Below are 18,278 nucleotides of genomic sequence, written 5' to 3'. Positions count from 1 at the left end.
CGTCTTTACATTGAACTTGCACCGGACATGCAACTTTCGGCACTGTCGAGGCGTCTGTTCACGCGACAGGCTGGACTGCATGTCCATCATGACCGCATCCGCAACCAGGTAACTGCATGAAAGTGTCCCGCATCGTCTCCGGTTCCGTGATCGCCCTCGCGCTGGCGGTGCCGCTTGCGCTGATGGCCAGGCCCGACATCACCATCGGCGACGTCCCGTCGACGCCGAACGTCGACCAGGTGGCGGCGTCGAAGCTGGTCTACGGCCTGCTGTCCGACAGCCGCTACGCCTACCGGCCGCGGCCGCTGGATGCGGCGATGTCGGTCGACATCTTCGACCGCTACCTGGAGAACCTCGACGCCAGCAAGCTGTTCCTCAGCGCCGACGACGTGGCCGGCTTCGAATCGTTCCGGCCGCAGATGGGCGCGGCGGTGAAGAACGGCGACATCGCGCCGGCGCTGGAGATGTTCGCGCTGTACCAGCAGCGGGTGGCCGAGCGCAGCGCCTATGCGCGCGACCTGCTCAAGCAGGACATCTTCGACTTCACCGGCAACGACCGCTGGGAATACGACCGCAAGGACGCGCCGTGGGCCACCCGCGAGGCGCTCGACACGCTGTGGCGGCAGTCGGTGCGCAACGACTGGCTGCGCCTGCAGCTGGCCGGCAAGGCGCCCGACGAGATCCGCAGGACGCTCGACCGGCGCTACCTCAACCTCGCCAACACCGTCGCCGCGCTCAACAGCGAGGACGCCTTCAGCAGCTTCCTCAACGCCTACACCGGCGCGATCGACCCGCACACCAGCTATTTCAACCCGCGCGCGGCCAGGCTGTTCAACCAGAGCATGTCGCTGTCGCTCGAAGGCATCGGCGCGCAGTTGCAGAAGCAGGACGACGTGGTCGTGATCCGCGAGCTGATCGCCGGCGGGCCGGCCGCGCTCAGCAACAAGTTCAAGCCCGGCGACCGCATCGTCGGCGTCGGCCAGGGCACCAACGGGCCGATGGAGGACGTGGTCGGCTGGCGCATCGACGACGTCGTCGAGAAGATCAAGGGACCGAAGGACACCCAGGTGCGCCTGGACGTGGTGCCCGCCGAGGCCTCGCTCGACAGTGACCCGGTGCGCATCACCCTGACCCGCGCGCGCGTGCGCCTCGAGGAACAGGCGGCGAAGGCCGAGACGCTGACCCTGCCGCCCGGCGAGGACGGCGGCGTCGAGAAGCGCATCGGCGTGATCAAGCTGCCGGCGTTCTACCAGGACTTCGAGGGTCGCCGGAACCGCAACGGCGAATATGCCTCGGCGACCCGCGACGTCGCCCGCCTGCTCGAGCAGTTCCGCCAGGACAACGTCGACGGCGTGGTGCTGGACCTGCGCAACAACGGCGGCGGCTCGCTGAACGAGGCGGTCGAACTGACCGGCCTGTTCATCGACCAGGGCCCGGTGGTGCAGGTGCGCGAGTCCGGCGGCCGCGTCGGCGTGCAGGCCGACCGCGACCCCGGCGTGGCCTGGGACGGGCCGCTGGCGGTGCTGATCAACCGGGGGTCGGCGTCGGCCTCGGAGATCGTCGCCGGCGCGATCCAGGACTACGGCCGCGGCCTGATCATCGGCGAGACCACGTTCGGCAAGGGCACGGTGCAGAACCTCGTCGACCTCGACCGCTGGCCGGCCAACGAGACCAAGCGCTACGGCCAGGTCAAGCTGACCATCGCCCAGTTCTTCCTGCCCGGCGGCAGCAGCACCCAGAACAGGGGCGTCGAGCCGGACATCCATTTCCCGGTCACGGTGGACGCGACCGAGTTCGGCGAGAGCACCTACGACAATGCGCTGCCGTGGACCCGCATCGCCGCGGTGCCGCACGTGCAGTACGGCAACTTCGCCTCGCTGCTGCCCACGGTCAACGCGTTGCACGAGGCGCGCGTGGCCAATGATCGCGAGTTCCAGTGGCTGGCCGAGGACATCGCCGAGTTCCGCGCCGAGCGCGAGAAGAAGTACGTCACGCTGAACCTCGAGGAGCGCCGCATCGAGCGCGACCGCCAGACCGCCAAGCGGCAGCAGCGCCAGGAGGAACGCCGCGAACTGGGCCTGGCGCTGGACCCGCTGGCCGAGGATTCCGACGATGACGGCCTGCAGGCCAGCGAGCGCGCGATCGCCCAGCAGAACCGGCTGGAGAAGGCCGCCGAGGAACGCCCGGACCCGCTGCTGCGCGAATCGGCCGCGATCCTGGCCGACGCGGTGCGCGTGCTCAACAACGACCGCAATCTGTCGTCGACGGTATTGCCCGAGTCGACCGCGCCGGGCCGCTGGGCGCGCTGAGCCCCATCGCCGGTCTGCGGCGCGGGGTGGTCTCGCGCACGCCGGGGGCGTGGCCCCGGCCTACGCATCGGGACGGGCGGATGGCGTCGTAGGTCGGGCCAACGCGCCCGACGCCGGTGACCCGCAGCGTTGCAGTCGTGCGGGCCCGGTGTTCCGCCGCGGCGCCGCGGACTGCGCGTAGAATTCCGGTCCCGCCCGCGGGCGGCCGTCCCCCGACTTCTTCCACGGAATCCCCATGAGCGTCGCGCCCGTGTCGCGCCCCGCGTCGGTGCTCGCCATCGCACTGGCGCTTGCAGCGGTCTATCTGGTCTGGGGATCGACCTATCTGGCGATCCGCTTCGCCCTCGAGGGCGGTTACCCGCCGCTGCTGATGGCCGGCGGCCGTTTCCTCGTCGCCGGCGGCCTGATGTATGCGGCGCTGCGGCTGCGCGGCGTGCCGGCACCGAGCCGCACGCAGTGGAAAACGCTGGTGGCGATGGGCGTGCTGCTGCTGGGCCTGGGCAACGGCATGGTCTGCATCGCCGAACAGAGCGTGTCCTCGGGCCTGGCCGCGGTCGCGGTGGCGTCGGCGCCGATCTGGATCGCGCTGTTCCTGGCGCTGCGCGGCGACCGCCCGAGCCGCATGGAACTCTTCGGCCTCGCGGTCGGATTCGCCGGCGTGCTGTGGCTCAACGCCGGCAGCTCGCTGACGGCGACGCCGCAGGGGCTGGTCGCCCTGCTGGTCGCGCCGCTGGCGTGGGCCTTCGGCTCGGTGTGGAGCCGCGGTCGCGACCTCCCGTCGCCGTTCATGGCCGCGGCCGCGCAGATGCTGGCCGGCGGCGTGCTGATCCTCGCCGCCGGCTTCCTGCTCGGCGAGCGCCTGCATGCGCTGCCGACGCTCAAGGCGACCCTGTCGCTGGCCTACCTGGCCTCGTTCGGTTCGATCATCGGCTTCACCGCCTACATCTGGCTGCTGCACAACGTGCGGCCGACGCTGGCCGGCAGCTATGCCTACGTCAATCCGGCGATCGCGGTGCTGCTGGGTGCCTGGCTGGCGGCCGAGCGCTTCAACGCGAACGACCTCGGCGCGATGGCGGTGATCCTGGTGGCGGTGGTCGCGATCACCCTGGCGCGCACCAGGCGCGCGCCGCGGCCGGCCGTGGCCGCCGCCGGAGACGAGGCGTGATCGACATCGCGCGGAACCGCCGCGGGCTGTGGATCGCGGTCGCCGCGTTCGTGATCTGGGGCCTGATGCCGCTGTACTGGTATCTGCTGCGCGACGTGCCGTCGCTGCAGATCGTGCTGCACCGCGCGCTGTGGTGCGCGATCCTGGTCGCGGCCTGGCTGACCCTGCGCCGCGGCCGCGGCTGGCTGCGCGAGGTGGTCGCGCAGCCGCGGCTGGCCGGCATGCTGGCGTTGTCCGGCACGCTGATCGCGGCGAACTGGAGCCTGTACGTCTGGGCGGTCAACAACGGCCACGTGGTCGAGGCCAGCCTGGGCTACTTCATCAATCCGCTGCTCAACGTGCTCATCGGCGTGCTGTTCCTGCGCGAGCGCCTGTCGCCGCCGCAGTGGATCGCGGTCGCGCTCGCGGCCTGCGGCGTGCTGTGGCTGACGTTCAACTACGGCAGCTTCCCGTGGATCGCGCTGTGCCTGGCGTGCTCGTTCGCGCTCTACGGCCTGATCCGCAAGTTCGCGGCGGTCGAGGCGGTGCAGGGGCTCGGGGTCGAGAACCTGTTCGTGTTCGGCCCGGCGCTGCTGGCGCTGCTGTGGTTCGAGTTCCACGGCGGCGGGTTCTTCTCGCTGCGCTGGGGCGGCTGGGCCGACGTGCTGCTGGTCATGGGCGGCGCGCTGACCGCGATTCCGCTGATCTGTTTCGCCTACGCGGTGCGGCGCGTGCCGCTGTCGGTGGTCGGCGTGCTGCAGTACATCGGCCCGACGCTGCAGCTGCTGCTGGGCGTGTTCTTCTTCGGCGAGGCCTTCGGCGTCGACCGCGCGACCGGCTTCGGCTTCATCTGGCTGGGCCTGGCGATCTTCGCCGCGGACGGCGTGCTGCAGTCGCGCCGGCGCATCGTCGCCCAGCAGGCCTGAGAGGCCGGGACGCCGGGCGTCATTCGCCGACGCCGCCACGGATGCCCGGCAACGGTCTCGCGACGGCGTTCGATGCGTCCTCGACCTCCGAGTACCGGCCGCGTCAGCGCGCGGCCAGCGCCGTGTCCGGACACGCGGGCCGGTCGAACCAGTCGACCACCGTCGGCGCCAGCCGGTCCAGCCGCATCGGCAGGCTCAGATGGTCTTCGCCGTGGACTTCGAGATAGCGCGCGTGCGGCGATGCCGCGGCCAGCGCGCGGCCGTGCGCGACCGGAACATGCCGGTCGGCGTCGCCGTGGACCAGCAGCACGCAGGCCGGCGTCCTTGCCAGCGCGGCCCCGACGTCGACGCTGTCGAGCGGCAGCGCGAGGGTGCGGCCGGCGCGGTCGATCGCCGCCTCCAGCGTCTGCGGCTGCAGCCGCCAGCGGATCCATTGCCGGGTCAGTCGCTGCACCGTGCCTTCCGGCTCGATGGCGAGCATGTGCGGGACCATGTCGCGGATCGCCGCGCCGGCATTGTCGAACGATTCGAACGCGACCACGCGCCCGGCCTGAAGCCGCGGATCGGCGGCGCTGAAGATCGCCGTCGCCGCGCCGTAGGACACGCCCAGCAGGTGCAGTTGGCCGACGATCTCGCCGCGCGCGCGCAGCGCCGCGACCGCGTCCACCACGTCGTCCGCCTCGCGCGTGCCGTAGCCGGCCGGCGCGCTGCCGGAGCGGCCATGGTTGCGCAGGTCGAGCGTGATCGTGCGGTAGCCGGCCTCGGCGAGCCGCAGCGACCACGGCAGCAGCGAACCGCCGTCCATCATCCAGCCGTGCAGCAGCACGACGGTGCCGCGCGGCGCGGGCGGCGGCACGGACGGCGCCTCGAAGGCCAGATCGAAGTCGAGCCTCTCGCCCGCGGCGTCGCTGCCGCGCCACGCATAGGCCAGCCGGTAGTCGCCCGGATCGACGGCGCGCCAGAACACCGGCAGCCCGTCGCGCGTGGCGACGTGGCCGCTGCGGTGCGGCAGGCGTGAGAAGGCCGCATCGATGCGGTCGCCCGGCAGCAGCGGCGAGGTCCCGCCCGGCGCGACCAGGTGGCCTGCAAGCGACGACGACAGCCCCGGCAGCGACGAGAAGCCCGCGACGAGCAGGCAGGCGACGAGCAGGCAGGCGAGGCGGAGCATGGCGGGGAGATCCGGCGGACAGCGGCCGGCCAGACTAGGGACGCGGGCGTCGAGCGGCTATCGCACGACGATGACACTGTGATGACAGTGCAGGTGTCGTTCAGCCGCGCGCGGCGACCAGCCACAGCAGCACGGCGCCGCCGACCACCGCGGTGGCCAGCGCGATGATCCGCCAGCGCCGGGCGCGGGCGCGCAGCCGGCGCACGCGTTCGTCGTTGAGCACGCGCGCCGATTCGATCAACGGCGCCGCGCGCTGTTCGGCCTGTCGGTAGATCGCCTCGGCGCGCGCGGGGTCGGCTTCGGCCTGCAGCGCGGCATCCTCGTAGACCTCGAACGCGCGCGCCTGCAGGTCCTGGATCTGCCGCACCAGTTCGGCATTCGACAGCGGAGTGGCAGGGATGTCGTTCATGCCGCGCGCAGCGCCGTGGTGACCGGCAACTGCGCTGCGCGCACCGCCGGGAACAGGCCGCCGACGAAGCCGATCGCCAGCGCCCACTTCAGCCCGCTCCACAGCAGGGCGGGGGACACGCGGAACTCGAACGTGACCTGGCCGACGCCGCCGGCCAGGGTCGAGGCGCTGTAGCCGTTGAACACCAGCCAGGCGACCAGTCCGCCAAGCAGGCCGCCGAGCAGCGCCAGCAGCATCGTCTCCAGCATCACCGCGACGACGACCGGCAGCCCGCGGAATCCGATCGCGCGCAGCGTGGCGATCTCGCGCGCACGCGCGGCGACCGTCGCGAACATCGTGTTCAACGCGCCGAACACCGCGCCGACCGCCATGATCGACCCGACCACGATGCCGATGATGCGCAGCACCTTCGCCATGCCTTCCGACTGCCTGGCGAAGTAGTCCAGCGTCGTGCTGACCGCGACCTGGGTGCGCGGATCGGCCTCCAGCGTCGCCTTGAACGCGTCGAAGGCGCCGGCGCCGGTCAGCCGCGCGGTCACCGACGCGCGGCTGCTGCCGCGGCGGTAGGTGGTGGCGACCACTTCCGCGTCGCCCCAGATCTCCGAGTCCATCGCATCGCCGGACTCGAACGCGCCGACCACCTGCCAGACGTCGGCACCCAGCCGCACCGACCGGCCGGGTTCGAGCCCGGCGAACTGCCGGCGCGCCCCGGCGCCCACGACCAGCTCGCGCTTGCCGGTGTCGAAGCTGCGGCCCTCGACGATGCGCAGGTTCGGCCGCACCTGGAACGCCATCTCGCCGACGCCGCGGAACTGCACGCTGCCGTCCTCGTCCGGTGCGCCGCCGCGCAGCGGCAGGTTGGCCGCGACCACCAGTTCCGGCGACGCCAGCGGGCGACCGTCGGCGTTGCGCGCGATCTCGGGCGCATCGGCGACCACGGTGATCGTCGCGCGGTCCATCACCGACATCACTTCGGCCGCCGAGCCGCCGCGCAGCACGATCGCGCTCGACGCATCGCCGGTGCGGCCCAGCGTGTGCTGGTAGCCCTCGGCCATCGACAGCAGCGCGACCAGCACCGCGACCACGCCGGCGATGCCGATGACCACGACCGACGACGCGCCCAGGCGCTGGCCCAGCGTGCTGATGCCGATCTGGCTGACCGAGGCCGCCTGCCGGCCGCTGCGGCTGAGCAGCATCCACAGCGCGACCGCCACCGCCAGCGCCAGCAGCACGAACCACGGCGATGCGATCCAGACCGCGAGCGCGATCACGAGGCCCAGGACCAGGCCGATGTTGAGCAGGAATGTCTTCATCAGGTTTGCCATCGTGGTGTCCTCAGCGCCCCGCCAGTGCATCGACGATGTTCAGGCGCATCGCGCGGATCGCCGGCAGCGCGCCGACCAGCAGCCCGATCGCCAGCATCAGCGCCAGCCCCAGCAGCCAGCTGCCCGCGGTGATGCCCGGCAGCTGGATCATGCCGCCGCTGCCGGCGGTGACGACCTGTCCGGCGATCGCGGCCAGCGCCAGCCCGGCGACGCCTCCGGCGACCACGAGCGTCACCGATTCGGCCAGCACCAGCAGCAGCACGCTGGTGCTGGAGAAGCCGATCGTCTTGAGCACCGCCAGCTCCGAGGTGCGCTCGCGCACCGCCTGGGCCATGGTGTTGCCGGTCAGCAGCAGCAGGGTGAAGAACACCGCGCCCATGATCGAGCCGACGATCAGGCCGATGTCGGCCATCTGCTTGAGCTGCGAGGCGAACGCCGCGGCCTCGGTCATCGTGCGGGTCTCGTTGGGCGAGTTCATCGACAGCGCATCGATCGCCTTGGCCGCGCGGTCGGCGCGGCGCACATCCGATACCCGGCTGATGAACCAGCCCACGTCGCCGTCGACATAGGGCGTGGATTCGGCGAAGTAGTCGTAGTGCAGCAGGATCAGCTGGTCGTAGAAGCCGCCTTCCTTCGCGTCCTTGGGCCGCAGCGTGCCGACGATGTCGAACGACCAGTTCAGCGTGCCGTCGCTGTTGGGGAAGATCGACGACATCAGCGGGATGCGGTCGCCGACCTTCCAGTCGAAGCGCTGCATCAGCTTCTCGCCGACCAGGATGCCGGTGCGCGTGCGCGCGAACGCATCGCGCTCGGCCTGGCTGACGGCGATCTCCGGATACAGGTCGAGATAGTTGGGCGCGACCGCGAAGCTGAAGATCTGGTTGCGCGGTTCCTGGTAGACGCCGCCGAACCAGTTGGCCCAGGTCACCGCCTCGATGTTGTCGACGGTCTCGATGCGCCGCGCCAGCGCCTGCGGCAGCGACTCGATGAACGACAGCCTGGACGAGGTCTGCAGGCGCTGCGCGCCGTCGGCGTTCTGGCCCATCTGGGTGAAGGCGACGCGGATGCCGTCGAGCAGGCCGAACAGCAGGAACGCGGCGACGATCGAGGCCAGCGTCAGGAAGGTGCGGGTCTTGCGCCGGAACAGCGCCGCCCAGACCAGGTGCAGGTATTTCATGGGATATCTCCTGCTTTTCCCTTCTCCCTGTGGGAGAAGGTGGCGCGAAGCGCCGGATGAGGGGCGGCGAGGGCTGTCAGGCCCTCACCCCAACCCCTCTCCCTGAGGGAGAGGGGCTCAGCAAAGCGTCATGCCGCGTCGGCCTGCTGCTCGACCAGCGAGCCCTTGTCCAGGTGCAGCGTGTGGCTGGCGTAGCCGGCGGCCTTGGGGTCGTGGGTGACCATGACGATGGTCTTGCCGTGGTCGCGGTTGAGCGACTGCAGCAGGCCGAGGATGTCCTCGGCCGACTGGCGGTCGAGGTCGCCGGTGGGTTCGTCGCAGATCAGCAGCGTCGGGTCGGAGACGATCGCGCGCGCGATCGCCACGCGCTGCTGCTGGCCGCCCGACAGTTCGTTGGGCTTGTGCGAGGTGCGGTCGGCCAGGCCGACCAGGGTCAGCGCGATCTGCGCGTTGCGCCTGCGCTGCGCGCCGGAGAGCTTGGTCAGCAGCAGCGGCAGCTCGACGTTCTTCTGCGCGGTCAGCGCCGGCATCAGGTTGTAGAACTGGAACACGTAGCCGACGTTGTGGCTGCGCCAGGTCGACAGCTGGCCGCCGGTCATGCGGTCGATGCGCTCGCCATTGACGCTGATCTCGCCCGAGGTCGGCGTGTCCAGCCCGCCGATCAGGTTCAGCAGCGTGGTCTTGCCCGAGCCGGACGGCCCCATCAACGCGACGAAGTCGCCCGCGGCGATGTCGAGGTTCACGCCGTGCAGCACCTCGACCTTCTCCGGGCCGCGCTGGTAGGTCTTGGTGAGGTTGCGGATCGAGACCAGTGCCATTGTCGTTGCCCTTTCGTGATCTGTGATGGAAACCGTCGCCGCAGGTGCGCGCGGATGCGGATGCGGCGGCCCGCTCAGTCGGCCAGGCGGATCCGGCTGCCGTCCCGCAACGCATCCGGCGGGTCGATCACCACCTCGTCGCCGGCCGTCACGCCCTGCTGGATTTCGACATTGCCGCCGATGCGCTCGCCGGCCTGCACCACGCGCTGGCGCGCGAGATCGCCGTCGACGACGAACACGACCTGCGCGCCGTCGCGACGGGCCAGCGCGGTCGCGGGGACGCGCACGTGCCGCGGTGCATCCGCGTCGCCGGCCGGGCGCGCCTGTTCGAGGAAGCTGACCGTCGCGCCCATGTCCGGCACGATCCGCGCGTCCTTCGCATCGAGCGCGATGCGCACCTTGACCGTGGCCTTGCCGCGGTCGGCGGTCGGCACGATCGCGATGACGCTGCCGGGAATCTTCCAGTCCTGGTAGGCGTTGAGCGTGGTCTCGACCGGCATGCCCGGCGCGACCCGGCCGATGTAGGACTCGCCGACATCGACCTCGACCTCCAGCGAATCCATGTCGACGATCGTGCCGATACCGGTGCGGGTGAAGCCGCCGCCGGCCGACAGCGGCGAGACGATCTCGCCCGGCTGCGCGGCCTTGGCGACGACCACGCCGGCGAACGGTGCACGCACGAACGTGTCGTCGACGCCGATGCCGGAGATGCGCAGCTGCTCGCTCGCGACCGTGGTGTTGCGGCGCGCGGTGGCGAGCTGCGCGCGCAGCGCGTCGCGCTGGGCGATGGCCTGGTCGTACTGCGCCTTCGACACCAGTTGCCGGCCGACCAGCGCCTGCAGCCGCTGCGCGTTGGCCTCGGCCTCGACCAGCTGCGCCTGCACGCCAGCGACCTGGCTGCGCGCCGCCTCCAGTTGCGCGGCCGACAGGTCGCGGCGGGCGTCGGCGTCGATCGGATCGAGCGTGGCCATGATCTCGCCCTCTTCGACCTGCTGGCCTTCCTCGATCCGCACCTCGCGCACGCGGCCGGTGATCTTCGCCGACACCGTCGCCATGCGCCGGGCGACGACGTAGCCGCTGGCATCGAGCACCGAGCCGCCGGCGGCGCCGGAGGACGGCGCCGCCGCGACCGCGCTGTCGACCGTGATCGCACGGTCGCCCAGCAGCAGGAATCCGAGCGCCAGCAGCACCAGCACCCCGGCCGCGATGCCCAGCCCGATCCACAGCCCGCGACGCGACGGCGGCGGTGGCGCGCTGCGGTCGATGCGGAGTTCCTTCAGCAGATCGGCGTTGGTGTTCATCGTTGCCTACAGGACGGGACGGCAGGCCCCAGTGTGACTTCGCGTGTGCCGCGATCCAACCTGCCACAAGTCAGTTTCGTGATGGTCGGGGCCTGTCATCCGTTGCCGGATGGCCCGCGGCGGCGATGTCACGCAGTCTGGCGGCGGCCCCGGCGGCAGTCACGTGACGAGTGTCATGCGCGTCGGGTGACGCCGGCGACTGCCGCGGCCGCGGATGCGCGCCGAGACTGGCGCCAGGTCGCACCAGGAGTCGCCGATGTCCATCACGTCCTTCCACGCGCAGCCGCCGTGCGCCGATGCAGCGCAGCCGCTGGCGATCCTCGCGCAGGTCTCGCGGCGCCGCGGCCAGGTGCAGGCGCTCGATGGCGTCGACCTGGCGCTGCCGGCCGGGCAGGTGACCGCGCTGCTGGGCGTCAACGGCGCCGGCAAGACCACCGCGATCGAGGTGCTGCTCGGCCTGCAGCCGGCCGACCGCGGCGAGGCGACGCTGTTCGGACAGCCGCCTTCCGCGCTGTCGGCACGCCGCCGGATCGGCGTGATGCTGCAGCAGGCGCAGTTGCCCGAGCGGCTGCAGGTCGGCGAGCTGCTGGCGCTGACCCGCAGCTGGTATCCCGATCCGCGCAGCGTCGCCGACTGCGTCGCACTGGCCGGGCTCGACGGCCTGCTCGGCCGGCGCTACGGGCGGCTGTCGGGTGGGCAGCAGCGGCGTGTGCAGTTCGCGCTCGCGCTGTGCGGCCGGCCGCAGCTGCTGTTCCTCGACGAGCCGACCACCGGCCTGGACATCGGTGCGCGCCGGCAGGTGTGGCAGGCGGTCCGCGCGCTGGTCGCCGACGGCGTCGGCATCCTGCTGACCACGCATTACCTGGAGGAAGTCGAAGCGCTGGCCGACCGGGTGGTCGTGCTCGATGCCGGGCGCGTGCGCGCCGAAGGCAGCACCGCCGCGATCCGCGAGCAGGTCGCGCAGCGGCGCGTCCGCTGCCTGACCACCGTGGCTGCGGATGTCGTGGCGGGGTGGCCCGGCGTGCGCGGTGCCGCGCGGGTCGACGGCCGGCTGGTGGTCATGGCCGAGCAGGCCGAGGCCGTCGTCCGGCGCCTGCTGGCCGACGACCCGGCGCTGCGGGAACTCGAAGTCCAGCGCGCCGGGCTCGCAGACGCCTTCGTCGCGATGACCGCATCGTCCGCGGACGCACAGGAGGCTGCGTGATGAACGCCCCGATGACCGATGTTCCGCCGGCAAGCCGGGCACCCGCGACGGTCCGCCTCTGGCGTTGCCATCTGCTGGATGCGAAGTGCGAGCTGCTGCGGCTGCTGCGCGAGCCGATGTACGTGATCCCGACGCTGTTGTTCCCGGCGCTGTTCTACGCGATGTTCGGCCTGCTGCTCGGCGCGCGCGGCAGCGCCGGGGCCGCGCTCTACCTGTTGGCGACCTACGGGGTGTTCGGCGCGATGGGCGCGGGCCTGTTCGGCTTCGCGGTCACCCTCGCGATCGACCGCGAGCGCGGCTTCTTCGCATTGCGGCGCGCGCTGCCGGCGCCGCCGGGCGCGTGGGTCGTCGCGCGCATGGCGATGGCGATGCTGTTCGCACTGGTCATCGTGCTGGAGCTCGCGGTGCTGGCGGTCGCGTTCGGCGGCGTATCGCTGGCGCCGGCGCAGTGGGCGCTGCTGTGGCTGGTGACGGTGCCGGGCGTGCTGCCGTTCTGCGCGATCGGCCTGTACATCGGCAGCCTGGCCAGCGCCAACGCCGCGCCGGCGATCGTCAACCTGCTGTTCCTGCCGATGGCGTTCCTGTCGGGCCTGTGGCTGCCGCTGTCGATGCTGCCGGACGTGTTCGCGCAGCTGGCGCCGCTGTGGCCGGCCTGGCACCTGGCGCAGCTCGCGCTGTGGGCGACCGGCCAGCCCACCGCGCAGCCGCCGTGGCTGCATCTGCTGGTGCTGGCGGCGATGGGCGGCGCGTGCTTCGTGCTTGCCGCGCGCCGCCTGTCCCGTGCAGGCTGAGCGGCGCCATCGACGACATCGGGCTGCGATGACCCTGCCTCCGATCCCTGCCGCTTCCTCGCCGCGCTGGCTGCGCCCCGCGCCGGACTCCGCGCTCGCCTGCGCGGTGCGCGAGGGCCGGCCGGCATGGACCGAGTTCCTGCACCTGCTTTGGACGGTCTGGGTGTTCGTCGTGCCGGCGTTCACGCCATGGGGCTACGACCTGCGCTGGACGCTGCTCACGCTCGCCTCCTATCCGACCTTCATCGTGCTGTTCGTCGCGGCGCTGACGCTGCCGCAGCGTCGCGCGGGATGGGCGGGCGTGGGCATGGTCGCGCTGTGCATCGCGCTGCTGCCCTGGTATCCGTCGGGCCTGAGCTATTTCGTGTTCGGCTGCGTGTTCCTCGGCACGGTGCCGTGGCGCTCGTCGTGGCACTACTTCTGCACATTGCTGCTGCTGAGCCTGCTGCTGGTGGCCTGGGCGCGACTGTTCCAGTATCCGTGGTCGGCGATCGCCTGGGTGCCGATCACGGTCGCGGTGGTTGGCATGCTGGTCCACGTCGAGCGCCTGCGCCGCGCCAAGGACGCGGCGTTGCGGCTCTCGCATGCCGAGGTGCGGCGGCTGGCCGCGGTGGCCGAGCGCGAGCGCATCAGCCGCGACCTGCACGACCTGCTCGGGCATACGCTGTCGATGGTCGCGCTGAAGGCGGACCTGGCGGCGAAGCTGGTCGAGCGCGATCCCGGCGGCGCACGGCGCGAGATCGACGAGGTCGGCGCGGTCGCGCGCGACGCGCTGGCGCAGGTGCGCCAGGCGGTCAGCGGCATCCGCGCGCCGCAGTTCGCCGCCGAACTGGCGTCGGCGCGGCTGCTGCTGGAAACCGACGGCATCGCGTTCGCGCCCGTGCTCGACGAGACGCTCGCCGCGGCGCCGCTGCCGCCGGAGGTCGAGGCCGCGCTGGCGATGGCGCTGCGCGAAAGCGTCACCAACCTGCTGCGGCATGCGCGGGCGCGCAATGCGACGGTCGAGCTCGCGCGCGACGGCGACGCGGTGCGGCTGCGCATCCGCGACGACGGCCGCGGCGGCGCGATCGTGCCCGGCAACGGCCTGACCGGCATGCGCGAGCGCATCGAGGCGGTCGCCGGCCGGCTGCGCATCGACAGCGGCGCGCGGGGCACCTGCGTCGAGGCGCGTGTGCCGCTGCCGCCCGCGTGATGCGCGACGTGCGATGCGGGCAGGCGCGCGGCCCGCGATGTCCGCGACCGTCATGCCTGCTAACGTCGCCCGCATGAGCCGCATGCCCAGCGCCGACGATCCGCTCCGCATCCTCATCGCCGAGGACCAGGCGATGCTGCGCGGTGCGCTGGCCGCGCTGCTGAACCTCGAGGACGACCTGTCGGTGGTCGCCAGCGTCGCCGACGGCGAGCGCGCGTGGCGCGAACTGCAGCGGCTCAAGCCCGATCTGCTGGTGACCGACATCGAGATGCCCGGGCTTACCGGCCTGGAACTCGCGCAGCGCATCCAGCGCCACGCCCTGCCGGTCCGGGTGGTCATCGTCACCACGTTCGCCCGCGCCGGCTACCTGCGGCGCGCGCTCGATGCCGGCGTCGGCGGCTACCTGCTCAAGGACACGCCGGCCGAACAGCTGGCCGACGCGCTGCGCCGGGTGCACGACGGCGGCCGCGCGATCGACCCGCAACTGGCGCTGGAGGCGTGGAGCGAACCCGACCCGCTCAGCGAACGCGAGCGCCAGGCGCTGCGCATGGCCGGCGAGGGCATGAGCGCCGCCGAGATCGCCGCGCAGTTGCGGCTCTCGCACGGCACCGTGCGCAACTACCTGTCCGAGGCGATCGGCAAGCTCGGCGTCGGCAACCGCATCGAGGCCTACCGGCTGGCGCGGCAGAAGGGGTGGTTGTAGCGGCCGCAGCGGCATGGGCGCAGGTGCCGACGTCTTCCGGTACCGGCAGCCTCCGCGGTCCCGTGTCGTGCGGTTCCTTCCGGCTCCCGGATGACGTGGCGCCCCGGCCCGCCGGCGGGCGGGCAACACGGCCATCGGGTCGGGCGATACAAATGCGAATCAGTATCAGCTAGGATGGCGCCAGGCATTCGCCCCGGCCATCCCCGGCCGGCGATTCCGCGGCGTCCATCCGCCGCCCCGCAGTCAGCCCGGCCTTGTCGCCGCCGCAGGAAAGCGTCCGTTCCTGCCGCGGCCGGCAACCCCACGCCAGCCGCCCCGTCATCCGTCCGTCGTCGTGCCGGAGCCGTCGTGCTGCGCCGCGCGGGCGGGCCGTTCTTCCTGCCTGGAGTCCTTCAGATGAACCGCCCCACGGACATCCGTCCCACCCGCGTCCCCCGTCGTCGCGTCCTGCCGCAGGCGTTGCTCGCCGCGTCCTGCGTACTGGCCGCCCCCGCGTCCTGGGCGCAACAGGCCACCACCGACGGCGAGGACGCGGTCACCACCCTCGACCAGCTGGTCGTCAAGGGCGAACGCGCCGAGGGCTACAGCGTGCGCAGGACCACGGCCGGCACCCGCTTCGACCTGACCGCGCGCGAGATCCCGCAGTCGGTCAGCATCATCAGCCACGAACGCATCACCGACCAGAACCTCGACGACATCATCGATGTGCTGGCCAACACCACCGGCGTGAGCAGCACCCAGTCCGACAGCGAGCGCACCGAGTTCTATGCCCGCGGCTTCTACATCGACAGCTACCAGTTCGACGGCCTGCCGACGCAGATGGTGCAGAACTGGAGCTATGGCGACTCCGGGCTGGACCTGGCGCTGTACGATCGCGTGGAGATCGTGCGCGGCGCCACCGGCCTGCTGACCGGTGCCGGCAATCCGTCGGCCTCGGTCAACCTGGTGCGCAAGCATGCCGACAGCGCGGAGCTCACCGGCAGCGTGTCGCTCAACGTGGGCGAATGGGGGAGGACCCGCACGACCGTGGACGCGACCACGCCGCTCAATGCCAGCGGCACGGTGCGCGCACGCGCGATCGGCAGCTATCTCGAGACCGATGCGCAGATGGAGCGCTACAGCCAGCGCAAGCAGCTGGGCTATGTCGTGATCGATGCGGACCTCACGCCCGACACCCAGCTCAGCGTCGGCTACGACTACCAGCACAAGCGCGCCAACGGGGCGACCTGGGGCGGGTTCCCGATGGTGTTCTCCGACGGCAGCCCGACCGACTACCCGACCTCGTTCAATCCCTCGCCGGACTGGACCTACTGGGACACCACCAGCAAGCGCGCCTTCGCCACCGTGCAGCATGCGTTCGCCAACGGCTGGAACTTCAAGCTCGGCGCGACCCACGACAAGACCGACGCCGACGACAAGCTGTTCTACCCGTCCTATTCGGCGTTTGATCCCGAGACCGGCGCGGGCATCACGCCGATGGCCGGCTTCTACAACACCCACCGCAAGGTGGATGGCGTGGACGGCTACGTTGACGGCCCGTTCCAGGCGTTCGGCCGCGAACACCAGTTCATGGCCGGCCTGAGCTACAACAAGCGCGAGTTCGCCAACTACGGCGATTTCCAGTGGGGCTGGGCGCCGCTGGACAACTATCTGGGCTGGACCGGCGATTTCCCGCAGCCGGACTGGAACCCGCTGGCCCTGGCCAGCGAGGGCACCATCACCCAGAAGGCCGGCTACGCCGCGACCCGCCTGTCGCTCGCCGACCCGCTGAAGCTGATCGTCGGTGCGCGCTACACCGAATGGGAGAGCGAGGGCGAGCTGGACAGCCTCGGCGCATCGGCCGACCGCAAGCACAAGTCGACCACGCCGTACGCCGGCCTGGTCTACGACATCGACGACACCTGGTCGACCTACGCCAGCTACACCGAGATCTTCCAGCCGCAGGTCGCGCGCGACATCGACGAGCGCTATCTGGACCCGGTCGACGGCAAGAGCTATGAGGTCGGCATCAAGGGCGCCTGGTTCGACAACCGCCTCAACGCCTCGCTGGCGGTGTTCCGCATCGAGCAGGACAACGTGGCGCAGCAGACCGACCAGCCGATTCCGTCGCGGCCGGGGGAATTCGCCTACGTCGCCGCGCGCGGCACGGTGAGCCGGGGCTTCGAGTTCGAGCTCAACGGCGAACTGGCGCCGGGCTGGAACGCGACCTTCGGCGCTTCGCGCTACGTGGCCAAGGACGCGGACGGCGCCGACATCAATTCGCGCCTGCCGCAGACCACCCTCAAGGCGTTCACCAGCTACACCCCGCGCAGGGCGCCGGAGCTGACGCTCGGCGGCGGCGTGAACTGGCAGAACGGCATCCACTACCCGGTGCCGGCCTACGGGCGGTTCGAGCAGGAAAGCTACGCGCTGGTCAATGCGTTCGTGCGCTACCGGCTGGCACCGCAGTTCAGCGTGCAGTTGAATGCCAACAACCTGCTGAACAAGGTCTATTACGCCCAGATCAACGGCTACGGTGCCTATGGCGAGAAGCGCAACGGCTCGCTGACCTTCACCTATGCGTTCTGAGCGCGAACCGGCGGCGTCATCGGCGCCGGCCGGATGCGCACCGCCGCACGCATCCCCATCCCGAGGAATTCCCATGCATCCCGCCACCTCCCGCGTTTCACCCTCGACGCCGGCCGCGCACCGGCATCGGCCCCGCGCATGGGCCCTGGCAGCCCTGCTGGTCGCCGGCCCCGCCTGCATCGCCGCGGCGCAGGAACCCGCCGCCGCCGCGCCATCCTTCGTCCCCGCCATCCCGGCCGAGCCGGCCGGCGCAGCCGTGATCGACGACGGCGTGGTCTACCGCGAGCTCACCCGCGGCATCTACGAGGTCGTCAGCAACCCGCAGGATGGCGCGGTCTACGTGGCTTCGGCGCTGTCGGCGCCGAACGTCAGCGGCGGTGTCGTCTACCAGCTCGATCCGGCCACGCTCGAGCCGATCGGCGCGATCCACACCGACCTGCGCAACTTCGGCCTGGCCCTGCGTCCGGACGGCAAGCGGCTGTACGTCACCAACAGCCTCGAACACGGCGTGACCGCGATCGACCTGGAGACCAGGTCCGTGGTCGGCCGGCTGCGCTTCGACGAGGCCGACAGCCAGGGCCACCGCTACGGCCCGCGCCAGGTCGTCTACGACCGCAACCGCGACCTGCTGTACGTGGGCGCGGTCGGCGATCCCGCGGTGATCTGGGTCGTGGATGCGGGCACGCTGGAGCTGCGGCACACGATCCGCGATGCCGGCAAGTGGCTCACCGGCCTGCTGCTGCACCCGCGCACGGGGGACCTGTACGCGGCCAACGGCGGCGGCGAGATCCTGCGCATCGACACCACCAGCCACACCATCGTCGATCGCTTCAAGCCTGCCGGCGACGACGAGGCGCTGCTGTTGAACCTGGCGCTGGATGCGGAGAAGAACCTGCTCTACGTCACCGACCACTCCAAGCTCAAGACCACGCTGGTCGTCGATCCCGACAGCGGCCGCAAGGTCGGCGAGATCGACGGCGCCGGCGACTCGATGGGCATCGTGTTCAACGCCGCGCGCCGTGAGCTCTACATCGGCCATCGCGACCAGGGCACCGTGAGCGTGGTCGATGCCGATACCCATGCGGTCAAGCGGACCATCCGGGCCGCGCCCAACCCCAACAGCCTGGCCCTGTCCGCGGACGGCAAGGCCCTGTACGTGACGGTCAAGACGCCGTTCACCAAGACCTATCACGCCAGCGGCGTGGAGAGCGTGGTCCGCATCCCGCTGGAGTGAGGGAAGGGG

Annotated in this window: 15 protein-coding genes; 9 read left to right on the top strand and 6 right to left on the bottom strand. The window is 71.3% G+C overall.

Going from position 1 to position 18,278, the window contains the following annotated elements:
* The first annotated feature begins 116 nt into the window (after positions 1 to 116).
* From LDO26_RS02970 to rarD, 3 genes are all read left to right on the top strand, one after another.
* Positions 117 to 2,309 (top strand): carboxy terminal-processing peptidase, encoded by a 2,193-nt coding sequence (locus tag LDO26_RS02970; protein WP_232129583.1) that lies wholly within the window; start codon positions 117 to 119, stop codon positions 2,307 to 2,309.
* Between the two features lie 235 nt (positions 2,310 to 2,544).
* Positions 2,545 to 3,474 (top strand): drug/metabolite exporter YedA, encoded by a 930-nt coding sequence (gene yedA / locus LDO26_RS02965; RefSeq protein ID WP_232129582.1) that lies wholly within the window; start codon positions 2,545 to 2,547, stop codon positions 3,472 to 3,474.
* Positions 3,474 to 4,379: an EamA family transporter RarD gene (rarD, locus tag LDO26_RS02960; protein ID WP_435594021.1), complete on the top strand. Its 906-nt coding sequence runs from the start codon at positions 3,474 to 3,476 to the stop codon at positions 4,377 to 4,379. Before yedA ends, rarD begins: the two co-directional genes overlap by 1 nt.
* Before the next feature lie 103 nt (positions 4,380 to 4,482).
* Here the strand turns inward: rarD and LDO26_RS02955 are convergent, their stop codons facing one another.
* The 6 genes from LDO26_RS02955 to LDO26_RS02930 form a co-directional block, all read right to left on the bottom strand.
* Positions 4,483 to 5,547 (bottom strand): alpha/beta fold hydrolase, encoded by a 1,065-nt coding sequence (locus LDO26_RS02955; RefSeq protein ID WP_232129580.1) that lies wholly within the window; start codon positions 5,545 to 5,547, stop codon positions 4,483 to 4,485.
* A gap of 100 nt (positions 5,548 to 5,647) precedes the next feature.
* On the bottom strand, positions 5,648 to 5,956 hold the full coding sequence (locus LDO26_RS02950; protein WP_232129579.1) for a hypothetical protein: 309 nt from the start codon (positions 5,954 to 5,956) through the stop codon (positions 5,648 to 5,650).
* Positions 5,953 to 7,269 carry an ABC transporter permease gene (locus tag LDO26_RS02945; protein ID WP_232129578.1) on the bottom strand — a complete coding sequence of 439 codons (1,317 nt, stop codon included), beginning with the start codon at positions 7,267 to 7,269 and terminating at the stop codon, positions 5,953 to 5,955. Before LDO26_RS02945 ends, LDO26_RS02950 begins: the two co-directional genes overlap by 4 nt.
* A 22-nt stretch (positions 7,270 to 7,291) precedes the next feature.
* The gene (locus tag LDO26_RS02940) at positions 7,292 to 8,458 is read right to left on the bottom strand and encodes an ABC transporter permease (protein ID WP_232129577.1); all 1,167 of its coding nucleotides are present in this window, start codon (positions 8,456 to 8,458) and stop codon (positions 7,292 to 7,294) included.
* 128 nt (positions 8,459 to 8,586) lie between these two features.
* Positions 8,587 to 9,276, bottom strand: coding sequence for an ABC transporter ATP-binding protein (locus LDO26_RS02935; protein ID WP_232129576.1), 690 nt, complete (start codon positions 9,274 to 9,276; stop codon positions 8,587 to 8,589).
* A gap of 74 nt (positions 9,277 to 9,350) precedes the next feature.
* Positions 9,351 to 10,577: an efflux RND transporter periplasmic adaptor subunit gene (locus LDO26_RS02930; protein WP_232129575.1), complete on the bottom strand. Its 1,227-nt coding sequence runs from the start codon at positions 10,575 to 10,577 to the stop codon at positions 9,351 to 9,353.
* Between the two features lie 256 nt (positions 10,578 to 10,833).
* Between LDO26_RS02930 and LDO26_RS02925 the strand changes: the two genes are divergently transcribed.
* The 6 genes from LDO26_RS02925 (at position 10,834) to LDO26_RS02900 (ending at position 18,269) form a co-directional block, all read left to right on the top strand.
* Positions 10,834 to 11,781, top strand: a complete 948-nt coding sequence (locus LDO26_RS02925) for an ABC transporter ATP-binding protein (RefSeq protein ID WP_232129574.1) — start codon at positions 10,834 to 10,836, stop codon at positions 11,779 to 11,781.
* An 11-nt stretch (positions 11,782 to 11,792) separates the two neighbouring features.
* Positions 11,793 to 12,572 carry an ABC transporter permease gene (locus tag LDO26_RS02920; RefSeq protein WP_232129573.1) on the top strand — a complete coding sequence of 260 codons (780 nt, stop codon included), beginning with the start codon at positions 11,793 to 11,795 and terminating at the stop codon, positions 12,570 to 12,572.
* A 28-nt stretch (positions 12,573 to 12,600) separates the two neighbouring features.
* Positions 12,601 to 13,764, top strand: a complete 1,164-nt coding sequence (locus tag LDO26_RS02915) for a sensor histidine kinase (protein ID WP_232129572.1) — start codon at positions 12,601 to 12,603, stop codon at positions 13,762 to 13,764.
* Between the two features lie 82 nt (positions 13,765 to 13,846).
* Positions 13,847 to 14,467, top strand: coding sequence for a response regulator transcription factor (locus LDO26_RS02910; RefSeq protein WP_232129695.1), 621 nt, complete (start codon positions 13,847 to 13,849; stop codon positions 14,465 to 14,467).
* 396 nt (positions 14,468 to 14,863) lie between these two features.
* The gene (gene fhuE, locus LDO26_RS02905; RefSeq protein WP_232129571.1) at positions 14,864 to 17,035 is read left to right on the top strand and encodes a ferric-rhodotorulic acid/ferric-coprogen receptor FhuE; all 2,172 of its coding nucleotides are present in this window, start codon (positions 14,864 to 14,866) and stop codon (positions 17,033 to 17,035) included.
* Positions 17,036 to 17,108: 73 nt separating this feature from the next.
* On the top strand, positions 17,109 to 18,269 hold the full coding sequence (locus LDO26_RS02900) for a YncE family protein (RefSeq protein WP_232129570.1): 1,161 nt from the start codon (positions 17,109 to 17,111) through the stop codon (positions 18,267 to 18,269).
* The last annotated feature ends 9 nt before the right edge of the window (positions 18,270 to 18,278 follow it).

Origin of the sequence: Proluteimonas luteida, from assembly GCF_021191695.1 — a bacterium.
Lineage (GTDB): Bacteria > Pseudomonadota > Gammaproteobacteria > Xanthomonadales > Xanthomonadaceae > Luteimonas > Luteimonas luteida.
This window is presented reverse-complemented; position numbering and strand designations above follow the sequence as displayed.

What these genes read in the sequence shown, in the direction of transcription:
- LDO26_RS02945 (WP_232129578.1), bottom strand. Translation starts at nt 7,269, where the DNA reads ATGAAGACATTCCTGCTCAACATCGGCCTGGTCCTGGGCCTCGTGATC.
- fhuE (WP_232129571.1), top strand. Translation starts at nt 14,864, where the DNA reads ATGAACCGCCCCACGGACATCCGTCCCACCCGCGTCCCCCGTCGTCGC.
- LDO26_RS02910 (WP_232129695.1), top strand. Translation starts at nt 13,847, where the DNA reads ATGCCCAGCGCCGACGATCCGCTCCGCATCCTCATCGCCGAGGACCAG.
- LDO26_RS02955 (WP_232129580.1), bottom strand. Translation starts at nt 5,547, where the DNA reads ATGCTCCGCCTCGCCTGCCTGCTCGTCGCCTGCCTGCTCGTCGCGGGC.
- LDO26_RS02950 (WP_232129579.1), bottom strand. Translation starts at nt 5,956, where the DNA reads ATGAACGACATCCCTGCCACTCCGCTGTCGAATGCCGAACTGGTGCGG.
- LDO26_RS02925 (WP_232129574.1), top strand. Translation starts at nt 10,834, where the DNA reads ATGTCCATCACGTCCTTCCACGCGCAGCCGCCGTGCGCCGATGCAGCG.
- LDO26_RS02930 (WP_232129575.1), bottom strand. Translation starts at nt 10,577, where the DNA reads ATGAACACCAACGCCGATCTGCTGAAGGAACTCCGCATCGACCGCAGC.
- LDO26_RS02915 (WP_232129572.1), top strand. Translation starts at nt 12,601, where the DNA reads ATGACCCTGCCTCCGATCCCTGCCGCTTCCTCGCCGCGCTGGCTGCGC.
- yedA (WP_232129582.1), top strand. Translation starts at nt 2,545, where the DNA reads ATGAGCGTCGCGCCCGTGTCGCGCCCCGCGTCGGTGCTCGCCATCGCA.
- LDO26_RS02940 (WP_232129577.1), bottom strand. Translation starts at nt 8,458, where the DNA reads ATGAAATACCTGCACCTGGTCTGGGCGGCGCTGTTCCGGCGCAAGACC.
- LDO26_RS02935 (WP_232129576.1), bottom strand. Translation starts at nt 9,276, where the DNA reads ATGGCACTGGTCTCGATCCGCAACCTCACCAAGACCTACCAGCGCGGC.
- LDO26_RS02920 (WP_232129573.1), top strand. Translation starts at nt 11,793, where the DNA reads ATGACCGATGTTCCGCCGGCAAGCCGGGCACCCGCGACGGTCCGCCTC.
- LDO26_RS02970 (WP_232129583.1), top strand. Translation starts at nt 117, where the DNA reads ATGAAAGTGTCCCGCATCGTCTCCGGTTCCGTGATCGCCCTCGCGCTG.
- LDO26_RS02900 (WP_232129570.1), top strand. Translation starts at nt 17,109, where the DNA reads ATGCATCCCGCCACCTCCCGCGTTTCACCCTCGACGCCGGCCGCGCAC.